This is a genomic window from Streptomyces sp. NPDC053431 (assembly GCF_044544925.1).
Classification (GTDB): Bacteria; Actinomycetota; Actinomycetes; order Streptomycetales; family Streptomycetaceae; genus Streptomyces.
In genome coordinates this window covers 591,702-607,851 of record NZ_JBITXX010000003.1, presented here as the reverse complement: position 1 = coordinate 607,851, position 16,150 = coordinate 591,702, and the positions used below count along the sequence as shown (strand labels likewise).

The 16,150-nt window shown below is 74.5% G+C and carries 12 protein-coding genes and 1 tRNA gene; 5 read left to right on the top strand and 8 right to left on the bottom strand.

What is annotated here, in order from left to right:
- Positions 1-49: 49 nt before the first annotated feature.
- Together ACIGXE_RS12230 and ACIGXE_RS12225 are read left to right on the top strand one after the other, a co-directional pair.
- Entirely contained in the window at positions 50-1,366 is a 1,317-nt protein-coding gene (locus ACIGXE_RS12230; RefSeq protein WP_399746162.1) for a LuxR C-terminal-related transcriptional regulator, read from the top strand.
- Positions 1,367-1,443: 77 nt separating this feature from the next.
- Positions 1,444-3,174 carry a bifunctional 3'-5' exonuclease/DNA polymerase gene (locus ACIGXE_RS12225; RefSeq protein ID WP_399746160.1) on the top strand — a complete coding sequence of 577 codons (1,731 nt, stop codon included), beginning with the start codon at positions 1,444-1,446 and terminating at the stop codon, positions 3,172-3,174.
- A gap of 199 nt (positions 3,175-3,373) precedes the next feature.
- Here the strand turns inward: ACIGXE_RS12225 and ACIGXE_RS12220 are convergent, their stop codons facing one another.
- Together ACIGXE_RS12220 and ACIGXE_RS12215 are read right to left on the bottom strand one after the other, a co-directional pair.
- Complete coding sequence (locus tag ACIGXE_RS12220; protein ID WP_399746158.1) at positions 3,374-4,690, bottom strand: hypothetical protein; 1,317 nt, start codon at positions 4,688-4,690, stop codon at positions 3,374-3,376.
- A 298-nt stretch (positions 4,691-4,988) separates the two neighbouring features.
- Entirely contained in the window at positions 4,989-5,498 is a 510-nt protein-coding gene (locus ACIGXE_RS12215; RefSeq protein WP_399746156.1) for a SigE family RNA polymerase sigma factor, read from the bottom strand.
- A gap of 272 nt (positions 5,499-5,770) precedes the next feature.
- Here ACIGXE_RS12215 and ACIGXE_RS12210 point away from each other — a divergent pair, with 272 nt between their 5' ends.
- Positions 5,771-6,172 carry a DUF6479 family protein gene (locus ACIGXE_RS12210; protein WP_399746154.1) on the top strand — a complete coding sequence of 134 codons (402 nt, stop codon included), beginning with the start codon at positions 5,771-5,773 and terminating at the stop codon, positions 6,170-6,172.
- A 24-nt stretch (positions 6,173-6,196) separates the two neighbouring features.
- Positions 6,197-6,970: a sigma factor-like helix-turn-helix DNA-binding protein gene (locus tag ACIGXE_RS12205; RefSeq protein WP_399746152.1), complete on the top strand. Its 774-nt coding sequence runs from the start codon at positions 6,197-6,199 to the stop codon at positions 6,968-6,970.
- A gap of 84 nt (positions 6,971-7,054) precedes the next feature.
- Here the strand turns inward: ACIGXE_RS12205 and ACIGXE_RS12200 are convergent, their stop codons facing one another.
- On the bottom strand, positions 7,055-7,399 hold the full coding sequence (locus tag ACIGXE_RS12200) for a VOC family protein (protein ID WP_399746150.1): 345 nt from the start codon (positions 7,397-7,399) through the stop codon (positions 7,055-7,057).
- Positions 7,400-7,533: 134 nt separating this feature from the next.
- Positions 7,534-8,229 carry a pyridoxamine 5'-phosphate oxidase family protein gene (locus ACIGXE_RS12195; RefSeq protein WP_399746148.1) on the bottom strand — a complete coding sequence of 232 codons (696 nt, stop codon included), beginning with the start codon at positions 8,227-8,229 and terminating at the stop codon, positions 7,534-7,536.
- 161 nt (positions 8,230-8,390) lie between these two features.
- Between ACIGXE_RS12195 and lepB the strand changes: the two genes are divergently transcribed.
- Complete coding sequence (gene lepB / locus ACIGXE_RS12190) at positions 8,391-9,146, top strand: signal peptidase I (protein ID WP_399746146.1); 756 nt, start codon at positions 8,391-8,393, stop codon at positions 9,144-9,146.
- Between the two features lie 184 nt (positions 9,147-9,330).
- On the opposite strand, the gene ACIGXE_RS12185 is transcribed toward lepB, so the two are convergent.
- The 4 genes from ACIGXE_RS12185 to tmk all read right to left on the bottom strand — a co-directional run bounded on the left by ACIGXE_RS12185 (position 9,331) and on the right by tmk (position 16,042).
- Positions 9,331-9,404, bottom strand: a tRNA-Thr gene (locus ACIGXE_RS12185).
- A 96-nt stretch (positions 9,405-9,500) separates the two neighbouring features.
- Positions 9,501-11,057, bottom strand: a complete 1,557-nt coding sequence (locus tag ACIGXE_RS12180; protein WP_399746144.1) for an alpha/beta hydrolase — start codon at positions 11,055-11,057, stop codon at positions 9,501-9,503.
- 220 nt (positions 11,058-11,277) lie between these two features.
- Positions 11,278-12,480, bottom strand: a complete 1,203-nt coding sequence (locus ACIGXE_RS12175; RefSeq protein ID WP_399746142.1) for a DNA polymerase III subunit delta' — start codon at positions 12,478-12,480, stop codon at positions 11,278-11,280.
- Between the two features lie 172 nt (positions 12,481-12,652).
- On the bottom strand, positions 12,653-16,042 hold the full coding sequence (tmk, locus tag ACIGXE_RS12170) for a dTMP kinase (RefSeq protein ID WP_399746140.1): 3,390 nt from the start codon (positions 16,040-16,042) through the stop codon (positions 12,653-12,655).
- Positions 16,043-16,150: the final 108 nt, after the last annotated feature.

The window sequence follows — 16,150 nt, the reverse complement described above, 5'->3', positions numbered from 1 at the left end:
GGTGGACCGACCGGTGGACCCACCAATGGACCCACCTATGCCCCCACCCATGGACCCACCGGCGAAGGTCACCCCACCGCCCACTCCCGAGCTCAGCTCACAACTCGCCGCTCTCAATGCCCTCCTGGCCGCCCACGACATCCTGCGCCAACCCCTCGGCGCCATCCTGCCCCGCCTCTCCGAGCTGCTCGCCCCGCTCATCCCGCACCGCGCCGCCGCCGAACTCTCCACGCACTGCGCGCACTCGCCCTTCAAGCGGACCGGTGACGACGGCGTGCCCTTCACGGCCGCCGAACTGACCCCGCTCCTCTCGGCCGTCGACGCCGGCCGCCCCTGGCAGGGGCGGGCGTCGGCCGTCGGCGGGGCGGAGCGGGAGGTGGTCGCGGTACGGAGCGACGCCACGCCCCGCGGTTCGGTGCTCGTGCTCGTACGGGAGGACGGCGCCGCGCCCGTCGGGCCGGCCGAACTCGCCCTGGCGCAGGCCCTGTGGGACCTGGTGACCAGCCACCTCGACCGGTTCGCGAGCGAGGCGATGCCCGGCGCCCTGGCGCGGTCGCGGGCGGCCGCCGACACGCGGGCGCGGGTCACCGCCGAGCTGACCACCGCGCACGCCGCCGCGCTCTCCGGTCTGCTCGGAGTGCTCCGCAGCCGCGCCCTGGACGACTCCGCGGCCCGCGCGACCGCCACCGACCTGGCCGTATCGGCGCTGATCGAGCTGCGGGCCGAGTCCCAGCGGGACCGTTCGGTGGCGGAGGAGCCCGTCTTCGAGGCCTTCGCCCGGCTGGCGGACGACCTGCGCCCGATGCTGCGGCACAGCCCCGTACGGCTCGAACTCGGCCCGCCGGAGGGCCCGGACGCCACCCGCACCCTCCCGGCGGACCTGGCGCACGGCGCCCGCGCGATCGTCCGGGCGCTGCTCCTGGTGGTCCTGGAGCAGGAGGCGGTGTCCCGGGTGCACGTCGGCTGGACGCTGACGGAGCACGAACTGCGCGCGACCGTGCGGGACGACGGCCCCGGCCTCCTGGACGCCTGCCCGGTGGGCGCGGGCAGCGTGACCGACCGCCTGGAGGTGCTCGGCGGGCGCCTGGAGCTCGACGCCGTGCCCGGCTGGGGCACCACCCTCGCCGCGACCCTGCCGCTGTCCACCCCGGACGCCCCGGTCGCCGCCATGGACCCGCTGAGCGGACTCGGCGAGCGCGAGATCGAGGTCCTGGGGCATCTGGCCCTCGGGCACCGCAACCGCCAGATCGCGCAGGAGCTGCACATCAGCGAGTCCACGGTGAAGTTCCACGTCGCCAACATCCTGAACAAGCTCGGCGTCGGCTCCCGCGGCGAGGCCGCCGCCCTGTTCCACAAAGCGGCATAACCTAGGACCAAGCCACACAGAAGCGCCAAGCCGCGCAGAAGCGCCCTTTGTCAGTGGCGGGTGCCAGACTCGCACCCGTGAACGAAAGGTGGGCCATCGCGCCCGAGCCGGAGGGGGACGGGGCGCTGCTCGTTCCGCTCGGCGGCGACGGCCTGCCCGTCGGGGAGGTGCGGCACGAGCCGGACCTGGTGGCGGCCGTCCGCTCCCGCCCGGACGTCGCCCGCTGGGTGTGGCGCAGCACCGCCGAGGTCTATCCGCGGCTGCTCGCCGCCGGCGTGCGGGTGGAGCGGTGCTACGACGTCGAGGACGCCGAGCAGCTCCTCCTCGGCCACGAGGGGCGGCTCGGCGAGCCCCGCTCGGCCGCGGCCGCGTGGGCCCGGCTGCGGAACGCGCCGGTGCCGCCCGACCCACCGCTCAGAGCCGCCGAGCCGACGACGCAGGACTCCCTCTTCGAGCCCGCCGTCACCGCCACCGCCCTCCCCTTCGACGCGCTCCTCGCGGTGTACGCGGAGCAGCAGCGCCGCCACGACCGGGCCGAGCACCCCGGCCGGATGCGGTTGCTCACCGCCGCCGAGTCGGCCGGCATGCTGATCGCCGCCGAGATGCACCGGGCCGGGCTGCCGTGGCGAGCCGACGTGCACCGGGAACTGCTGCGCGAGCTGCTCGGCGAGCGGTACGCGGGCGGCGGCGAGCCGCGCCGCCTCGCGGAGCTGGCGGACGAGGTGTCGGCCGCGTTCGGACGCCGGGTGCGGCCCGATCTGCCCGCCGACGTGCTGAAGGCGTTCGCACAGGCCGGCATCCGGGTGCGGTCCACCCGGCGCTGGGAGCTGGAGGAGATCTCCCATCCGGCGGTCGCCCCGCTCGTCGCGTACAAGAAGCTGTACCGGATCTGGACCGCGCACGGCTGGTCGTGGCTGGCCGACTGGGTGCGGGACGGGCGCTTCCGCCCGGAGTACCTGCCGGGCGGAACGGTCAGCGGCCGCTGGACCACCAACGGCGGCGGCGCGCTGCAGATCCCCAAGGTCATACGGCAGGCCGTCGTCGCCGACGAGGGCTGGCGGCTGGTGGTCGCCGACGCCGACCAGATGGAGCCGCGGGTGCTCGCCGCGATCTCCCGCGACCCGGGCCTGATGGAGGTCGCGGGACACCCCGACGACCTGTACACCCGGCTGTCCGACCGGGCCTTCTCCGGCGACCGCGACCATGCCAAGATCGCGCTGCTCGGCGCGATCTACGGGCAGACCAGCGGCGACGGCCTGAAGAACCTGGCCGCCCTGCGCCGCCGTTTCCCGCGCGCCGTGGCGTACGTGGACGAGGCGGCCCGGGCGGGTGAGGAGGGCCGGCTCGTACGGACCTGGCTGGGCCGCACCAGCCCTCGGGCGGCGGGCGGCGACGAGGACGGGGAGGCGGGCATCCCGCAGAGCGAGCTTCCCGCGCAGGCTTCGGAGGCGCAGGGTTCGCCAGGTCCCCAGGAGGGAGGAGCCGACGGGTACGTCCCGGGGTACGCGTCGACGGACGCCCGCGCCCGCGGCCGGTTCACCCGTAACTTCGTCGTCCAGGGCAGCGCCGCCGACTGGGCCCTGCTGATGCTGGCGGCGCTGCGGCGCGCCACCGCCGGGATGCGGGCCGAGCTGGTCTTCTTCCAGCACGACGAGGTGATCGTGCACTGCCCGGCGGAGGAGGCCGAGGCGGTGACGGCGGCGATCCACGCGGCGGGCGACGAGGCGGGCCGGATCGCGTTCGGGGAGACGCCGGTGCGGTTTCCGTTCACGACGGCGACCGTCGAAAGGTACTCGGACGCGAAGTGAGGACGGCCGCGGCCGGGACGGGCGCGCGCCGGGGCGCGCAGGGCTCCGGACAGCGGCCACGGCCGGCGGGCGACCACGGCCCGCCAGGAGCCACGACCTGCCAGGGACCAAGGCCCGCCCGAGGCCACGGCCCACCAGGAGCACGTAAGGAGGGGCCGGGCCCCCGCCGAGGCCCGGCCCCTCACCCTCACGACACCGCTCAGTGCGGGTTCTGGCTCAGCTGCCGCCACCTCGGGCTGAGTGCGATCGTCTTCAGCTGCTCGGTGGTCAGCGCCGGCTCGGCGCGGGTCGCGGCCTCGTGCTGGGCGGCCGTGTTGAAGGAGGAGACGACGACCCGGAAGCCGTCCTTGGCCATGGTGTCGGCGCTCCACCAGACGACACCCTCGCCGCCCTTCTCACCGGCCCGCTTCTCCAGCTTCACGACGGTGCCGTCCGGCAGGGTCTGCACGTCGCCCGAGCCGAAGAGCTGGTCGCGGACGCTGTTCATGTCGCGCTGGACGTTGATCCCGACGAGGCTCTTGCCCTTGCCGTCGTCGACGACCAGGTAGCCGTACTCCCCTTCGCCGCCCTTGTCGACGACCTTGAGGCCCCGGGGCAGCAGCGAGCGCAGGGTCGCCTGGACGGCGGCGGCGCTGGGCTCCGGCGGCTGGACGGTGGTGGCGCCGGGCCGCTTCTTCACGGGCGCGGGGACCGGGATCTTCTTCAGCAGCGGGCGCCAGCCCTCCGCCGTGACCAGGGCCTTGAGCTGCGCCGGGTCGAAGGGCGGGTTCTCGCGGCTGATGTCGGCGCCCTTCTCGGCCGCTGCGTTGTACTCGCTCGCGTCGACGAGGAAGCCGTCCGCGGTCAGCAGCACGGCCCGCCAGTTCTTGGTGAGGACGTGCTTGTCCGGGTACTCGTACCCCTGGAAGACCATGAGCCGGCCACCGCCCGGCAGCCGCTCGCTGGTGCAGGCGTCGTACGGGACGGCCGCCTTGTCCGGGCAGGTCACCTGCCCGACACCGCTCTCGTCGCTCTTGCCCGCGCGATAGAGGCCGACGGAGACGGCCGCCTTGCCCTTGCCGTCGTCGTAGATTCCGGCGACGGCCTGGCCGGTGCCGCCGAGGTTGTCGATCTCCCAGTCCCCCGCCGGGGTGTTCGCCTTGAGGACGGCCGCGAGGTCGGCGACGGGGATCGTGGCGACGTCGGACGGCTTCTGGGGCGTGCCGTTCGAACCGCCGGTCGGCTTGGGCGCGGCGACCGAGACCTGCTCCGTGCCTTCCGCGCCGCCGAGGACCGCGCCTCCGTACACCCCGCCCACGCCGATCGCGGCGAGGGCGAGGGCGCCGCCGGTCATCGCGAGGCGGCGGCGGAACAGCCGGCGGCGGCCGCGGGCGAGGCCGCCGGTGACGAGCTCGCGCCGGTCGTCGGCGGCGAAGCCCTCGCCGGTGTGGCGCAGGACGGCGCCGAGCTCCTCCTCGAACCATCCGTCTTTCGGGTCGTGCTCTTCGAGCGCTCCGTGCTCTCCGTGTCGAGGCATGCCGAGATCACCGTCTCCGGTTTCGTGGGTGGGAAAGTCTGTGGGACAGCGGGACGACCGTCCGAGCGGTCGTCCGTGCGGTGAGCGGCCCGGTCGGCCGGCCGGCCCGCGGGCTGGTCGCTGGGCTGTAGTGGGTTGGTCCTGGTCGGTCGTTCGTCGTTGGTCGGTCGTTCGTCGTTGGTCGGTCGTTCGTCGTTTGTCGGTCGTTCGTCGTTGGTCGGTGGAACTGTCGGCGGTCCCGTTGGCCGGTGGGCCTGTCGGCAGCCCGGTCCGTGGGCCGGCGCCGGTGTGCGGGCGGTCAGCGGGCGGCGAATTCGGTGATGCTGCCCCCGAGCCGCTCCCGCAGCTTCGCGAGGGCGCGCACCGAGCGGGTGCGGATGGCGGCCGAGCTGACGTGCAGGGCGTCCGCGGTCTCCTCGATGCTGCGGTCCTCCCAGTACCGCAGGACCACCACCGCCCGGTCCTTGGGCGCGAGCCCGGCGAGGGCGTCGAGCAGCGCGATCCGCAGGGCCGGATCCTCGCCCGTCTCCGGAGCCCGGTCCGGCAGCTCACCGAGGGGGCGCTCGGTGGCCGAGCGGCGCCTCTGATGGCTGAGGAAGGTCCGTACGAGCACGGTCTGGGCGTAGCCCGCGGGGTTGCCGATGCGGTTCGCCCGCCCCCAGAGGGCGTACATCCGGCCCAGCGTCTCCTGTGTGAGGTCCTCCGCGAGATGGGTGTCGCCGCTGGTCAGCAAGCATGCCGAGCGGAACAGATGCCCTGTCCGGGCGGAGGCGAACTCCAGGAACTCGTCCGCGCGGGACGTTCTCATGCCCCTCCCCTCCATCGCTGTCACGAGTCCGCTTGAGTGGTGTTCGTGATCGGTGCTTCATGGCGCTTGTTCGCGCTCACACCTGATTGACGCGACGAGTCGGGGGAAATGTTTCACCCCGGATCTCGCCCGGGGTTTCGCGCCGCCCCGCCCGGGGTTTCGCGCCGCCCCGCCCGGGGTTTCGCGCCGCCCCGCCCGGGGTTCCGCGCCCGGTTTCGCCCTCTCTGAAGACTCATAGGAACAAACGGGCGGAAAGGGGGTAAACCTGGAGTATGAACACTTTCCTCGTGGATTCCGCACAGGTCACCACGGCGGCCGGTGTCTGGCAGTCCGGCCTCGCCCAGGTCATCGGCGGTCTTGTCGTGGTCCTCGTTCTGATCGGCGCCTTCGCGCTCGGGATCAGGATCAAGAACAAGGAACTCCCCCCGCCCGATCCGGAGTCCCAGCCGCACCGGCCCGAGACCGACCGGCTGCCCGGCGAGATGTCCGAGTACCGCCGGCCGGCCGAGATGCCGCAGACCGACGGTGAGCACCGGCTCATGCCGTACCAGCTCAAGGACGGCGGCACCTCGGGCAGTGAGACCAACCCCGACCCGCCGACCGAGGAGAAGCGCAAGTGGGGCGGGATCTCCAGCGGCGGCTTCGGCAGCGGCGGAACGGGCCACGGCGACTGACACCGGCCGATGGACGATCACGCCGTGCTCACCGTGAGCGTGGAGGAGCACCGGACGCGACTGCGAGCGGTCGCGTTCCGGCTGCTCGGCTCGTACGACGAGGCCGACGAGGCCATGACGGCGGTCGGCGCCCGGCTGACCGGCACCGAAGCGGATCTGGACGCCCTCGCCCGGGTCTGCCTGGACCGCCTGCGCTCCCGCGCGGCCCGGCGGGAGCCCCGGGGCGGGGAGACCCGGCCGCCCCGGCCCGCCGACCGGCGGGAGCCGGAGGCGGCCGTGCTGGAGACGATGCCGCCCTCGGAGCGGCTGGCCTTCGTGCTGCACGACGCCTTCGGGGTGTCGCACGAGCAGATCGCCCCCGTCGTCGAGCTGACGCCCGCCGCCACCCGGCAGCTGATCGCGCGGGCCCGGCGCCGGGTGCAGGGCACGGAGGAGATGCCCGAACCCGACCTGGCGCGCCAGCGGGAGGTCGTCACGGCCTTCCTGGCCGCCGCACGGAGCGGCGACACCGAGGCGCTGACGGCGCTGATGGACCCGGACGTGGTGCTCCGGGCGGACGCCGAGGCGGTACGGACCGGAGCCGAGCCCGCGCACGGGGCGCGGGCGGTGGCGCGGAGCCTGGCGGGCCGGGCCCGTGAGGCCCGCCTCACGCTGGTGGACGGCGCGACGGGCCTGGTGCGGCCGGCACCGGACGACGACCCGGAGACGGTCCTGGCCTTCACGGTCCTGGAAGGCCGCATCACGGCGGTGGACGTCCTGGCGGCCAGGGAGACCCTGAACGAGCTGAACCTGACCTGACGCCCCGCTCCCGACCGACTGCCGGCCCGACCAGCGGCCGGCTGGCGTCTGGCGTCTGGCGACCGGCGACCGGCCGACTACCGTCTAGCGACCGGCGGACGACCTGATCCCGATCATGTTCCCGTCGGCGTCCTTCACCGTGGCGATCTGCATGCCGCCTCCCACCTCCTGCACGTCCTGGACGGTCTGCGCCCCGGCGGCGAGCAGGCTCTGGAGCGTGCCGTGCAGGTCGTCGACGTCCCAGAAGGCGACGGGTCCGGTCAGCCCCTTTCCGTGGCCGTTGGGGTCGAGCCCGAAGTGCTGGCCGTCGACGTCGAAGCCGACGTAGTACGGCTCGTCGATGCCGGGCCCGGTCCCGAGCAGCGCGGTGAGCAGGGCCTTCCCGCGGTCGAGGTCCGAGACGGGGAAGATCACCGTGTTCATGGCCATGGGGTGCTCCTGGGGATCGCGACGGATTACGGGTGACGTGGCCCGGGAGGCGCCGAACGCGCTCTCTCCCCGCCATGACACCCGCCGCCGGCGCCCGAGGCCCGCCGAAACAGCCCCGGGCAGACCCGAACGGGTCACGGAGCAGCGGCCGCCTCCCCCTCGGACGCCCAGGCCGCCCGCCCGGCTCGCTCGGCGATGTGGGCGGGGGGCTCGATGCCGGCCGGCAGAAGGGGGTCGGGCACCGGCTCGCCGAACCGGGTGACGAGCGGCAGCACGCCGGCCCAGAGCCCGAGCTCCGCGTCCGGCCCCTCCCCGTCGTCCGGAGGCCCGCTCGCGACCTTCACCGAGGCCTCGGTCAGGTCGAGCGCGACGAGCGCGGTCGCGGCCAGCTCCTTGCGGCTGGGCTGCCGCACGTAGTCCCACTGGCCGGGCGAGGACTGCTCGGTGAGGGCACGCAGCCCGCGCAGCTTCTCCTCGGGGTCGGTCACGATCCGCGGAACGCCATAGATCATCGCGCTGCGGTAGTTCACGCCGTGCTCGAACACGGACCGGGCGAGCACGAGCCCGTCGACGTGCGTGACGCTGAGGCACACGACCCCGTCGGGCGCCTGCACGAGGCTGCGGCTGGCGACCGAGCCGTGCACGTATATCCGGTCGCCGTCGACCCCGTACACGGTCGGCACGACCATGGGGGCGCCGTCCACGACGACCCCGAAGTGGCAGAGGAATCCGGCGGCGAGCACGGCGTCGAGATCGGCCCGCCGGTGACTCCCCTTGTGCCGCATCCGCCGCAGCCGCGTGCGCTCGGTGACCTCGAGCTCTTCGCCCATGTCGTGCCCTCCCCGTGTTCGTGGCGTCGGCCGCCACCCTATTGCCACCCCTTCGGGGTCACTCGAACGTGGTGCGGGGCGGCCTACGGGCACCGCCGGGGGCGGCGCGGGGCATAGGGTCCGATGCCATGGCAGGTGTGCGACGAGACCGGGGAGTGGAAGTGGGGGACGTGGCGATCGAGGCGCGGTCCGATCAGGAGGAGCCGGAAGGCGACGCGACCCGGCCCTCCGGCCGGCGGCCGAAGCGAAACCGCCCCGCCTGGCTGGAGCTTCCGCTCCTCGCCGCGATCGCGCTGGTGATGGCCTTCCTGATCAAGACGTTTCTGCTGCAGGCGTTCCTGATCCCGTCGGGCTCCATGCAGAACACGCTGCAGCAGGACGACCGCGTCCTGGTCGACAAGCTCACCCCGTGGTTCGGCTCGGAGCCCGACCGCGGCGCGGTCGTGGTCTTCCGCGACCCCGGCGACTGGCTGGCGGGCCGCCCGGTGGCGGAGCCCAACGCCGCCCAGAAGTTCCTGAGCTTCATCGGCCTGATGCCGGCGGCCGGGGAGCAGCACCTGATCAAGCGGGTCGTCGGCGTCGCCGGCGACACGATCGAATGCAAGGGCACGGGCCCGCTGAAGGTGAACGGCAAGCCGCTCGACGAGCCGTACGTCTTCGCCGGCAACACCCCGTGCAGCTCGGACGGCCCCGGCCAGTTCAAGGTGACGGTCCCGACCGGCCACCTCTGGGTGATGGGCGACCACCGCCAGAGCTCCCTGGACTCCCGCTACCACCAGTCGGACCCCCGTGGCGGCATGGTCCCCCTGACCGATGTCGTGGGCCGCGCCGTCGTCATCGCCTGGCCGATCCCCCACTGGGACACCCTCCCGGTCCCCGACACCTTCGACCAGCCGGGCCTGACGCCCGCCAACTGAGCTCAGGCAGGGTATGGCTGATGCCTCGTGACACCCCCCGTACGGCAACCGCCCGCCGGGGGGTGACCCCAGGAACGGGCTTCAGGAAGGGCCTTCAGGAACAGCCCCCAGGAACAGGCCCCAGAAACATCCCCAGAAACAGAGAAACCCCAGGTCGGAAACTTCCGACCTGGGGTCTTCGCTGAGCCGCCTTCGGGATTCGAACCCGAGACCTACGCATTACGAGTGCGTTGCTCTGGCCAACTGAGCTAAGGCGGCATGCCGTGCGTTCCCATGGTGGGTGCAGCAGCGTCGCCAAGTCTACACAGTTTCCCGGGGTGCTCCGACCACCCCCGATGGCGGCGGGTTCCGGGGCTATGAGCAGCGCTTTCCGTCCTTGGGGGCGGTGCCTTCCAGGAGGTAGGTGTTGATCGCGGTGTCGATGCAGTCGCTGCCGCGGCCGTAGGCGGTGTGGCCGTCACCCTCGTAGGTGAGGAGGGTGCCGGAGGAGAGCTGGCCGGCGAGGGACTGGGCCCACTTGTACGGGGTGGCGGGGTCGCGGGTGGTGCCGACGACGACGATCGGCGCGGCGCCCTCGGCGGTGATGCGGTGCGGGCGGCCGGTGGCCGGAGTGGGCCAGTAGGTGCAGTTCAGGGCGGCCCAGGCGAGGTTGCGGCCGAAGACCGGGGAGGCCTTCTCGAAGGACGCCACCGCGCCGTCGACCGCGGCCGGGCCGGAGAAGGCCGGCGGGAGGTCCAGGCAGTTCACGGCGGCGTTGGCGAACATCAGGTTCGCGTACGAGCCGTCCGGCTCCCGCTCGTAGTAGCTGTCGGCCAGGGCCAGCAGCGACGAGCCGTCGCCGCCCATCGCCCGGCTCAGCGCCTCCCGCAGCTGCGGCCAGGCGGCCTCGTCGTACATCGCGGTGATCACGCCGGTGGTCGCCAGGGACTCGCCGAGCTGCCGGCTCTCGCCCGTCGGCACCGGCTTCGCGTCGGTCTCGCGGAAGAAGCGCTGCAGGTTGGCGAGGGCCGCCGGGACGGACTCCTTGCCGAGCGGGCACTCGGCCTGCTTAACGCAGTCCGCGGCGAAGGCCTTGATCGCGGTCTGGAAGCCCTCGGTCTGCTCCCGGTTGAGGTTCTCGGCGGAGAGGGACGGGTCCATCGCCCCGTCCAGGACCAGCCGTCCGACCCGCTGCGGGAACAGCTCGGCGTAGGTGGCGCCGAGGAACGTGCCGTAGGAGGCCCCCACGTACGTCAGCTTCTTGTCGCCGAGGGCCGCCCGCACGATGTCCATGTCGCGCGCCGCCTCCACGGTCGAGACGTGCGGGAGCACCTTGCCCGAACGCTTCTCGCAGGCCCCCGCGAAGTCCCTGTACGCCGCTTCCAGGACCTTCTTCTCGGCCGCGCTGTCGGGCGTCACGTCCACCTGCGTGAACGTGTCCATCTGCGGGCCGGTCAGGCACTCGACCGGCGCGCTGCGGGCCACGCCCCGCGGGTCGACCCCCACGATGTCGTACCGCGCCCGGACCGGGGCGGGGTAGCCGATGCCCGCGTACCCCTGGAGGTAGCCGACGGAGGAGCCGCCCGGTCCGCCCGGGTTGACCAGGAGCGAGCCGAGCCGCTTGCCGGGGCCGGTCGCCTTCACCCGGGAGACGGCCAGATCGATCTGGTCGCCCTCCGGCTTCGCGTAGTCGAGCGGGGCCCGCACGGTCGCGCACTGGAAGTCGGCGACACCGCAGTCCCGCCAGGACACCTTCTGCGCGTAGTACTTCTGCAGCGCGGCGGACGGCGCCCCGGACGCGGCGGACGGCGCCCCGGACCGGGCGGGCGGCGCGGGCGCGGCCGCGTCGCTGCCGCCCGTGCAGCCGGAGAGGATGAGCCCGGCCGCCGCGAGGGCCGTGGCGGAGGTGCGGAAGAGACGCCTGGAGTCCATTCCCGGAGCGTATCGGGATCCGCACGTATCGTGTCCAATCACCCACCGCCCTTGTGGACAACCGCCGGATCGGCACACGTCGGCCGTCGAAGGCTGTGGACGACCAGGGGGGTCGAGGGACGAGCAGGGGGCGGGGTCGTGGGGACGACCAAGGGATGGGGCCGTGGAGACGACCATGGGACGGGTCGTGGGGGGGACGCGCCGGGGGCGGGTCGTCGCGTCAGTCGCGCAGCGCCATCGTCATGGCCTCCACGGCGAGCAGCGGCGCCACGTTCCGGTCCAGGGCCTCGCGGCAGGCCAGCACGGCCTCGATCCGGCGCAGGGTGCGCTCCGGCGTCGTGTCGCGGGCGATCCGCTCCAGCGAGTCGCGCACGTCCTCGTTGGCCAGGGCCGACGCCGCCCGCAGCTGCAGGGCGAGCACATCGCGGTAGAAGCCGGTGAGGTCGGTGAGGGCCAGGTCGAGGCTGTCGCGCTGGGTCCGCGTACGGCGCCGCTTCTGGCGCTCCTCCAGCTCCTTCATCGCCCCGGCCGTGCCGCGCGGCATCCGGCCGCCCTGGGCCGCGCCCAGCGCCGCCTTCAGCTCCTCGGTCTCCTTGACGTCGATCTCCTCCGCGACCTGCTTGGCGTCCTCGGCCGCCGCGTCGATCAGCTCCTGGGCCGCCCGCAGCCCGCCGCCGACGTCCCCGACCCGCAGCGGCAGCTTCAGGACCACGGCGCGGCGGGCCCGCGCCCGCTCGTCCGTGGCGAGCCGGCGCGCGCGGTCGATGTGGCCCTGGGTGGCGCGGGCCGCCGCCTGCGCGACCTCCGGCTCGACGCCGTCACGGCGGATCAGCACGTCGGCGACGGCCGCCACCGAGGGCGTGCTCAGCGTCAGGTGCCGGCAGCGGGAGCGGATCGTCGGCAGCACGTCCTCCAGGGACGGCGCGCACAGCAGCCACACCGTGCGCGGCGCGGGCTCCTCCACCGCCTTCAGGAGCACGTTGGCCGCGCCTTCGGTCAGCCGGTCGGCGTCCTCCAGGACGATCACCTGCCAACGGCCGCCGGCCGGGGACAGCTGGGCCCGGCGGACCAGGTCGCGGGTCTCCTTCACACCGATGGAGAGCAGATCCGTCCGCATCACCTCGACGTCGGCGTGGGTGCCGACGAGCGCCGTGTGGCAGCCGTCGCAGAAGCCGCAGCCCGGCGCCCCGCCGAGTGCCCGGTCCGGGCTCACGCACTGCAGCGCCGCCGCGAACGCCCGGGCCGCCGTGTCCCGCCCGGCCCCGGGAGGGCCGGTGAACAGCCAGGCGTGCGTCATCTTGGAGGCCTCGGGAGCGGGCTCGCCGGCGGCATGCGCGGTCACGAGCGCGTCGGCGTCACGCGCGGCGGCGGCCAACTGCTCCTCGACCCGCGGCTGGCCCACCAGGTCGTCCCATACGGCCATGTCTGCTGCCCCTCCTCAGGTACGCCTTCCATTGTGGGGCACCGCTCTGACACTCCCGCCGGGCCGCCGGCACTCCCGGTCGCTGACCCCCCGCCGTCGCCGGCACTCCCGCAGGGCCGCTCCGGCACTCCCGCAGGGTCGGCGGGAGTGCCCTGGCGAACGACCGGTTCGCTCAGCGGCGGCGGCCGCGCCGGTCGTCGTCCTCGTCGTCGAACGCGCCCAAGAGCTCGTCCGCCAGCGTCGGCAGGTCGTCCAGCGGGGTCTCCTCGGCCCAGTCGGAGCGGCGCCGGGGACGGCCCTGCTCGTCGACCTGGGGCAGCTCGCGGGTGCGGTCGTTCTCCCCCGCGGCCTCCTCGCGTGCGTCACCCGCGTCAGGCTCGCCCCGCTCGACGCGCTCGCCGCGCTCCTCGCGGAAGAAGTCCTGCGGCACCCGGTCGACCGGATCCGTCGCCCGTACGGACGGGAGTACGGCCGTCTCGTCGACGTCCCGGATCCGCGGGATGACGGTGGTCTCCTCGTCCAGCTTCACGACGGGCGTGGGGACGGTGATCTCGTTCGGGGACACGATCGGCGTCGGGACGGTGACCTCGTTCGGGGACACGGTCGGCGTGGCCTCGTCGTCCTCGGGCGCCGCCGACGCCCCCCGGCCGGGCTTCCGGCCCTGGGCGTCGTCCGAGGGCGCGTCCGGCTGCACGATCGGCGTCGAGACGGTGATCTCGTTCGCCGACTCCTCCGCCGCCTTGGCGGCGGCGGCACGCGCTGCGGCGGCCTTCTCCGCGGCGGCCCGCTCGGCCGCCGCCTTCTCCGCCGCGGCCTTCTCCGCGGCAGCCCGCTCGGCCGCCGCCTTCGCCTCGGCCTCGCGGCGCGCGGTCTCCGCCGCACGGGCGCTCTCCGCGGCGGCCCGACGGGCGGCCGCCTCGGCGGCGGCCTCCTGCGCGGCCTTGCGAGCGGCTTCCTCGGCCGCCTTCCGGGCAGCCTCCTCCGCGGCCTTCGCCGCGGCGGCCTCCGCGAGCTTGCGGGCCTCCTCGGCGCGGAGCAGGGCCTCCTCGGCCTTGCGCTGCTTCTCGAGGCGGCGCTCCTCGGCCTCGGCGCGGAGCCGGGCCTCCTCCTCGGCCTGCTTGCGGCGCCGTTCCTCCTCCTCGCGGCGGATCTTCTCCTCGGCCTCGCGCCGCTTGCGCTCCTCCTCGGCGGCGATCCGGGCCTCCTCGGCCCGCTGCCGGGCCTCCTCCGCCTGGCGCTCGGCCTCCAGGCGACGGGCCTCTTCCTCCTCGGCCTTCCGCCGCGCCTCCTCCTCGGCGCGCAGCTTGGCGAGCTGCTCCTGGCGCTCGCGCTCCAGGCGCTCCTCCTCGGCCTTGCGGGCGGCCTCCTCCTCGGCGCGCCTGCGGGCCTCTTCCTCGGCCTTGCGGCGGGCCTCCTCCTGGGCCTTCACCTCGGCCTCGGAGAGCGGCAGCATCCGGTCGAGCCGGTGGCGTACGACGGTGGTGACGGCCTCCGGCTCCTGGCCGGCGTCGACGACCAGGTAGCGGCCGGGGTCGCCGGCGGCGAGGGCGAGGAAACCGGCCCGCACGCGCGCGTGGAACTCGGGCGGCTCGGACTCGAGCCGGTCGGGGGCCTCGGTGAAGCGCTCGCGGGCGGTCTCCGGGGAGACGTCGAGGAGCACGGTGAGGTGCGGGACGAGCCCGCCGGTCGCCCAGCGGTTGATGCGGGCGATCTCCGTCGGGGACAGATCGCGGCCGGCGCCCTGGTAGGCGACGGACGAGTCGATGTAGCGGTCGGAGATCACGACCGCGCCGCGCTCCAGGGCGGGGCGGACGAGGGAGTCGACGTGCTCCGCGCGGTCGGCCGCGTAGAGCAGGGCCTCGGCGCGGTTGGACAGCCCGGCACTGGAGACGTCGAGCAGGATCGAGCGGAGCCGCTTGCCGATCGGCGTGGCGCCGGGCTCGCGGGTGACGACGACCTCGTGGCCCTTGGCACGGATCCACTCGGCGAGCGCCTGGACCTGGGTGGACTTCCCGGCGCCGTCGCCGCCCTCCAGGGCGATGAAGAAGCCGGTCGGCGACGGGGCCTGGGCCGGGTCGGCGCCGCGGACCGCGTCGCGCAGGTCGCGGCGGAGCGGGACACCCGCCCGGTCGTCGGTCTTGGCGAGGACGAGCGCGGCGACCGGCAGGAGCAGCGCCCCGACCAGCACGAGGGTGAAGGCGGCGCCGCCGTGGGCGAAGACGAAGCTGCCGGAGGCGAGCCGGTGCGGGCCGATCGCGGCGGCGAGCAGCGGGGCGCCGAGGGCGCCGACGCCCATGCCGACCCGGACGACGGCCTGCAGGTGCTCGGTGAAACGGGCCCGGCGGGGCTCCTCGGTCTCCTGGTCGACGAGGCTGTGCCCGGTGCGGGCGGCGACCCCCGCGGCGTAACCGGCGAAGGCGGCGATCATCAGCACGGACGCGGTGTCCGGCACGAGGCCCGTCGCGATCAGGGCGATGCCGGTGGCGGCGAGCGCGAGGGCCAGCAGCCGGCGCCGGGAGAGCACGGTGAGGACGGATCCGGCGGTGCGGATGCCGACGGCGGTGCCGCCGCTGAGCCCGAGGATCAGCAGCGCGTACGTGACGGGCCCGCCGCCCAGGTCGTACGCGTGGAGCACGGCGACGGCCGCGGCGGCGGCGATGGCGCAGGCGACGGTGGCGCAGGCGAGGACGAGCAGTCCGAGGGCGCCGGTACGGCCCTTCTCGGCGCCCTGGTCGCCGGCGGCGGACGGCCGGCGCAGGCCCTCCAGGGGCGAGCGGGGCCGCGGGGTGTAGCCGCCGGGCAGCTCGAGGAGGGAGAGGACGGAGACCGAGGCGGCGAAGAGACCGGCGGCGACGTAGGAGCCGAGCGCGGCCTGGTGCTCGGTGAACCAGTCGATCCCGGCGCCGAGCAGGTTGCCGAGGAGCGTCGCGAGCAGCAGGACGGCGGCGGCCGCGGGCACCGCGAGGAAGCCGGTGCGCAGGCTGAGCGTGCGCAGTGCGCCCAGGTGGTCGGGCAGCGGCCGGACGGCGGCCCCCTCGATCGGCGGGGCGGGCAGCAGCGCGGGCGCGGCGCCCTCCTTGGCGATCGTCCACAGACGCTCGGCCGCGCCGCCGACGAAGACGGTGCCGAGCAGGAACCAGAGCGCCTTGTCGGGGGTCCAGTCGATCCACAGCGGGGCGACGACGAGCAGCGCGATCCGTACGCCGTCGGCGCCGATCATGGTCCAGCGGCGGTCGAGCGGGCCGCCGGGCGCGGTCAGCGCGGTGAGCGGGCCGAGCAGGACGGCGCCGAAGAGGACGGCGGCGAGCATCCGCGCGCCGATGACGGCGGCCACGGCGAACGCGGCGCCGCGGTATCCGCCGCCGAGCGCCCCGGTGGCGACGGCGGCCTGGAGGCCGAGCAGGATCAGGACGAGCAGGGCGAGGGCGTCGCCCGTGCCGCCGACGAACTGGGCGCTCCACAGCCGCCGCAGCGGCTGATGGCGCAAGAGGGCCCGTACGGCGCGCTCGCGGGAATCGGCGACGAGTGCGGCGTCGGTGTCTGGCTGCTCTGCTCGCGTCATCCGTCCACCCTATCCGGACCCCCTTACTCCTCGCGGCCTTCGCCCGAACAAAGGAGCGGGGAGGGCGAGGGCCACGGCCCCTGCCCTCCCCGCGGTGTCAGGAGAGTC

Coding starts and splice junctions, on each gene's coding strand:
- ACIGXE_RS12195 (WP_399746148.1), bottom strand. CDS start 8,229: ATGGGCGAAGAGCTCGAGGTCACCGAGCGCACGCGGCTGCGGCGGATG.
- ACIGXE_RS12200 (WP_399746150.1), bottom strand. CDS start 7,399: ATGGCCATGAACACGGTGATCTTCCCCGTCTCGGACCTCGACCGCGGG.
- ACIGXE_RS12215 (WP_399746156.1), bottom strand. CDS start 5,498: ATGAGAACGTCCCGCGCGGACGAGTTCCTGGAGTTCGCCTCCGCCCGG.
- ACIGXE_RS12175 (WP_399746142.1), bottom strand. CDS start 12,480: ATGGCCGTATGGGACGACCTGGTGGGCCAGCCGCGGGTCGAGGAGCAG.
- ACIGXE_RS12180 (WP_399746144.1), bottom strand. CDS start 11,057: ATGGACTCCAGGCGTCTCTTCCGCACCTCCGCCACGGCCCTCGCGGCG.
- ACIGXE_RS12210 (WP_399746154.1), top strand. CDS start 5,771: ATGAACACTTTCCTCGTGGATTCCGCACAGGTCACCACGGCGGCCGGT.
- tmk (WP_399746140.1), bottom strand. CDS start 16,042: ATGACGCGAGCAGAGCAGCCAGACACCGACGCCGCACTCGTCGCCGAT.
- ACIGXE_RS12230 (WP_399746162.1), top strand. CDS start 50: ATGGACCCACCGGCGAAGGTCACCCCACCGCCCACTCCCGAGCTCAGC.
- ACIGXE_RS12220 (WP_399746158.1), bottom strand. CDS start 4,690: ATGCCTCGACACGGAGAGCACGGAGCGCTCGAAGAGCACGACCCGAAA.